The organism is Noviherbaspirillum denitrificans (genome assembly GCF_002211445.1).
In the GTDB taxonomy this organism is placed as follows: domain Bacteria; phylum Pseudomonadota; class Gammaproteobacteria; order Burkholderiales; family Burkholderiaceae_D; genus Noviherbaspirillum; species Noviherbaspirillum denitrificans.
Genome location: NZ_LSTO01000001.1, coordinates 2589948 through 2594103 on the forward strand (window position 1 = coordinate 2589948; position 4156 = coordinate 2594103).

Sequence of the window (4156 nt, forward strand, 5' to 3'; positions counted from 1 at the left end):
GGCCCCACCAACCCTACACGACAAAAGAATTAACGACAGAAAGCAAGAAAGCATTACATGACTCAACACCAAGCCTACCGCGCCAGCATCCTGCACTTCACCGCCGACCCCGCCTTCAACGACGACGCCTATGCATGGCACGAAGACGGCCTGCTGGTGATCGAGGACGGCCGCGTAAAGGCCGCCGGCGACCACGCGCAACTGCACAAGGACCTGCCGCAGGGCACCGTGGTGCACGACTATCGCGGCAAGCTGATCGTCCCCGGCTTCATCGACACCCACGTCCATTACCCGCAGACCGACATGATCGCGTCGCCCGCGCCTGGCCTGCTGCCGTGGCTGGATACCTACACCTTCCCCACCGAGCGCAAGTTCGACGACCCGGAACATGCGCACGACGTGGCGCGCTTCTTCCTCGACGAACTCCTGCGTTGCGGCACGACCACCGCGATGGTGTACTGCACCGTGCATCCGAATTCGGTCAACGCCTTCTTCGGCGAGAGCCACAAGCGCAACCTGCGCATGGTCGCGGGCAAGGTGCTGATGGACCGCAACTGCCCGGAATTCCTGTGCGATACCGCGGAAGGCGGTGTGCGCCAGAGCGAGGAACTGATCAACACCTGGCACAAGCACGGCCGCCAGCTCTACGCCATCACGCCGCGCTTCGCGCCGACCTCGACGGTGGCGCAGCTGCAGCTGGCCGGCGAACTGGCGCGAGCCTATCCCGATACCTTCCTGCAGACGCACGTGGCCGAGAACACCGATGAAGTGGCATGGGTGAAGTCACTCTTCCCCGAATCGCGCAGCTACCTCGACGTGTACGACAGGTACGGCATGATGCGTCCGCGCGCCATGTATGCGCATTGCATCTGGCTGGACGACCACGACCGCGCGCGCATGCGCGAAACACAATCGGCGGCGTCGATCTGCCCGACCTCCAACCTCTTCCTCGGCAGCGGCCTGTTCGACTTCCAGCGCGCCGATGAAGCGCAGGTGCCGATGTCGCTGGCCACCGACGTCGGCGGCGGCACGTCATTCTCAATGCTGCAGACCATGAACGAGGTGTACAAGGTGGCGCGCATGGGCGGCACCTACCTTCCGGCGCTGCGCATGTTCTACATGGCGACACTGGGCGGCGCGCGCAGCATGCAGCTGGAGGGCACGATCGGCAATTTCGCGCCCGGCGTGGAAGCCGACTTTGTTGTATTGGATCCACAGGCGACTCCCCTGCTCGCACGCCGCACCGCACGCACGGAAAGCCTGGAAGAGCTGCTGTTCGCACTGGCGCTGCTGGGCGATGACCGCACTGTGGCCGCGACGTACAGCGGGGGTAAACGGGTGCATCTGCGCGGGGAATCGGGCGCTGAAAAAAGCAGCACATTTGCTTGCTAGTTTGATAATTTTCTCGACTTGACCTCGGTCAAGTTTCACAATTTCCCTTACGCATCTTTTAGAAGGATAAGTAGAATGGCATCGACTCGAAACCGGGGCCAGGATGGGTGCGTAAGTTATTCCGTCCGGGGAGGCCCGGCTTCTTTAACTGCATTGCAACAGGAGATGTCATGCAACAAAAAAGCCTGAAACTGAAACACGCGCTGCTCGCCGCAGCACTCTGCACCGCTGCCGCCGCACCCGCGATGGCACAAGTCACCGTCATGGGCCTGGTCGATACCTACGCCGGTTCCATGCGCAACGCCGGCGACGCCAACAGCCGCGCTTCCGTCAACAGCGGCGGCCTGACCACTTCGTGGATCGGTTTCAAGGGCACCGAAGACCTCGGCGGCGGCCTCAAGGCCAACTTCCTGCTGACCAGCTTCTTCCAGGCTGACACCGGCGTGCAGGGCCGCTTCCCTGGCGACACGATGTGGTCGCGCGATGCGGTCGTCGGCCTGTCCGGTGGCTTCGGCTCGATCTCGTTCGGCCGCGAACTCGCGCCGCACTTCCTGCCGACCATTCTGTTCAACCCGTTCGGCGATTCCTACACCTTCTCGCCGCTGAACCTGCACAATGACGTGCCGCTGTTCAACGCATCGGGCTGGTCCAACTCCGTCGCCGGCGATACCGGCTGGAGCAACTCGATCCGCTACACCACCCCGGACTTCGGCGGCCTCAAGGCCAACCTGCACTACCAGCTCGGCGAGCAGGCAGGCAAGACCGGCGTGAACAACATCGGCGCCAACGCGCTGTACTTCAACGGCCCGCTGGCACTGACCGCGTACTACAACACGGTCGAAGTGAACAACCCGCTGAACACCGCCGGCTCGTCCGTCGGCTTCGGCGCATCCCGCCAGAAGGCATGGATGTTCGGCGGCAGCTACGACCTGAAGGCAGCCAAGCTGTTCGCGACCTACGGCCAGACTTCGCACAACGTCGACCTCGACGACAAGACCCTGTCGCTCGGCGCAACCGTGCCGATGGGCGCCGGCAAGATCATGGCGGCCTGGGCACAGACCAAGCGTGAAGGCACCGTCATCGGCGCCGACCAGACCCGCAAGACCGCTTCCGTGGGCTACGACTACGACATGTCCAAGCGTACCGACCTGTATGCCGTCTACATGAACGACCGCATCACCGGCACCAACAACGGCAACAGCTTCGGCGTCGGCATCCGCCACCGCTTCTGATGATTTGATTCAGGCAAGGACGATAGTCCGCGCCTGGCTGCGGACGGGCCACAAGCCCGTCACGCAACTTGATCGATTGATTTCGATTGAAAGCAAACCCGGCACACCGCCGGGTTTTTCTTTTTCCGGTCAGGACATGTGCTGGCCGCCGTTGATGGCGATGTTGGCACCGGTCAGGAAAGCGGCTTCGTCGGAAGCGAGATAGGCCACCAGGCCCGCGACTTCTTCCGGCTTGCCGAGACGGCCCATCGGGATTTGCGGAATGATCTTGGATTCGAGGACATCGGCCGGAATGGCCCGCACCATCTTCGTGCCGATATAGCCCGGGGAGATGGTGTTCACGGTCACACCCTTGCGCGCCACTTCCAGCGCCAGCGCCTTGGTGAAGCCGTGCATGCCTGCCTTCGCGGCGGAGTAGTTGGTCTGGCCGAATGCGCCCTTCTGGCCGTTCACGGAAGAGATATTGATGATGCGCCCCCAGCCGCGGTCGGTCATGCCGTCGCACACCGGCTTGGTCATGTTGAAGACCGAATCGAGGTTGGTCTTCATGACCGCGTCCCAGTTGGCCTTGTCCATTTTCTTGAAGGTCATGTCGCGCGTGATGCCGGCGTTGTTGACCAGGACATCGATCGGCCCCAAATCTTTCTGGATGGCGGAGATGCATTCGCGGGATGCATCGTAGTCGCTGACGTCACAGGGATAGGCGCGGAAGTTGTAGCCCGCCTCCTCCATCGAGCTCAGCCAGTTTTGCACTTTCACGTTGCCCGGCGAATAGGTCGTGACGACGTTGTAGCCCAGGTCGGCCATCTTCATGCAGATCGCTTCACCAAGGCCGCCCATGCCGCCGGTAATCAATGCCAGTCGTGTCATTCTCCGTTTCCTTTTCTTGTGGTTAATGTTGAGTCATGCGGGGCATCAATCATCCGAGATGGCGAAGGATTTTCCTATCGGCGCCCGCTGAATGTCGTGATAGGAAAAATCGGGTTGCGCATAGGACTGTTCTGATACGGCGAGGAAAGGCCGTTAGCAGGCGGTAACAGTTTTACGCAACGCGAAGCAGGAACAGTGATTGCCGCTGGCCACATAGCAGAATGCGCCTGTCGGCCGACCTCCTATGCGCGCACTTCGGTCGGGCCAAATGCAGTGGCGGAATGGCGTGGGTGCAGGAGACAAAGCGGGACAGGCAGTATTCCCGTCACCGTATCGGATTTTCTCTGTAGGCGAAGTCCGATGCATCAAGGCGATGTTTGCTGATAGGCGATTCAGGCTTGCAAGTCTATATTCCGCACGTTGCCATTTTTTATATGGATTCCTGAATGTCCGCTCAAACGCAAAACATCCTGCATCGAAGCGCGGCCGGTTTCGCGCGCTATTGTTTCGTGGTCCGGTCCTGTCTTGAACAGGACCTGCATGAACCGCCCCAACTAGTTGCGAGTTTCATGGAGCAGCATCGCGACCGCCTCTTTGAAATGTATGCGACCTCGGTTCCCGCTGCAGCGGCGGTCCTCGCATTCGCGCACGAGTTCGAGTCG

Annotated in this window: 4 protein-coding genes; 3 read left to right on the forward strand and 1 reads right to left on the reverse strand. The window is 61.1% G+C overall.

Features of this window, described 5'->3' with window-relative positions; genetic code table 11:
- Positions 1–57: 57 nt before the first annotated feature.
- Together guaD and AYR66_RS12665 are read left to right on the forward strand one after the other, a co-directional pair.
- On the forward strand, positions 58–1392 hold the full coding sequence (gene guaD, locus AYR66_RS12660; protein ID WP_088707768.1) for a guanine deaminase: 1335 nt from the start codon (positions 58–60) through the stop codon (positions 1390–1392).
- A 170-nt stretch (positions 1393–1562) separates the two neighbouring features.
- The gene (locus tag AYR66_RS12665; protein WP_088707769.1) at positions 1563–2624 is read left to right on the forward strand and encodes a porin; all 1062 of its coding nucleotides are present in this window, start codon (positions 1563–1565) and stop codon (positions 2622–2624) included.
- A 129-nt stretch (positions 2625–2753) separates the two neighbouring features.
- On the opposite strand, the gene phbB is transcribed toward AYR66_RS12665, so the two are convergent.
- On the reverse strand, positions 2754–3494 hold the full coding sequence (gene phbB, locus AYR66_RS12670; RefSeq protein WP_088707770.1) for an acetoacetyl-CoA reductase: 741 nt from the start codon (positions 3492–3494) through the stop codon (positions 2754–2756).
- A 446-nt stretch (positions 3495–3940) separates the two neighbouring features.
- On the opposite strand from phbB, the gene AYR66_RS29560 reads away from it, so the two are divergent.
- Positions 3941–4156, forward strand: a 216-nt coding sequence (locus AYR66_RS29560) for a hypothetical protein (protein ID WP_206047157.1), incomplete at its 3' end; no start/stop codon positions are given.

Bases quoted from the DNA above. Each gene is read 5' to 3' on its own strand.
- guaD (WP_088707768.1), top strand. From the start codon at position 58: ATGACTCAACACCAAGCCTACCGCGCCAGCATCCTGCACTTCACCGCC.
- AYR66_RS12665 (WP_088707769.1), top strand. From the start codon at position 1,563: ATGCAACAAAAAAGCCTGAAACTGAAACACGCGCTGCTCGCCGCAGCA.
- phbB (WP_088707770.1), bottom strand. From the start codon at position 3,494: ATGACACGACTGGCATTGATTACCGGCGGCATGGGCGGCCTTGGTGAA.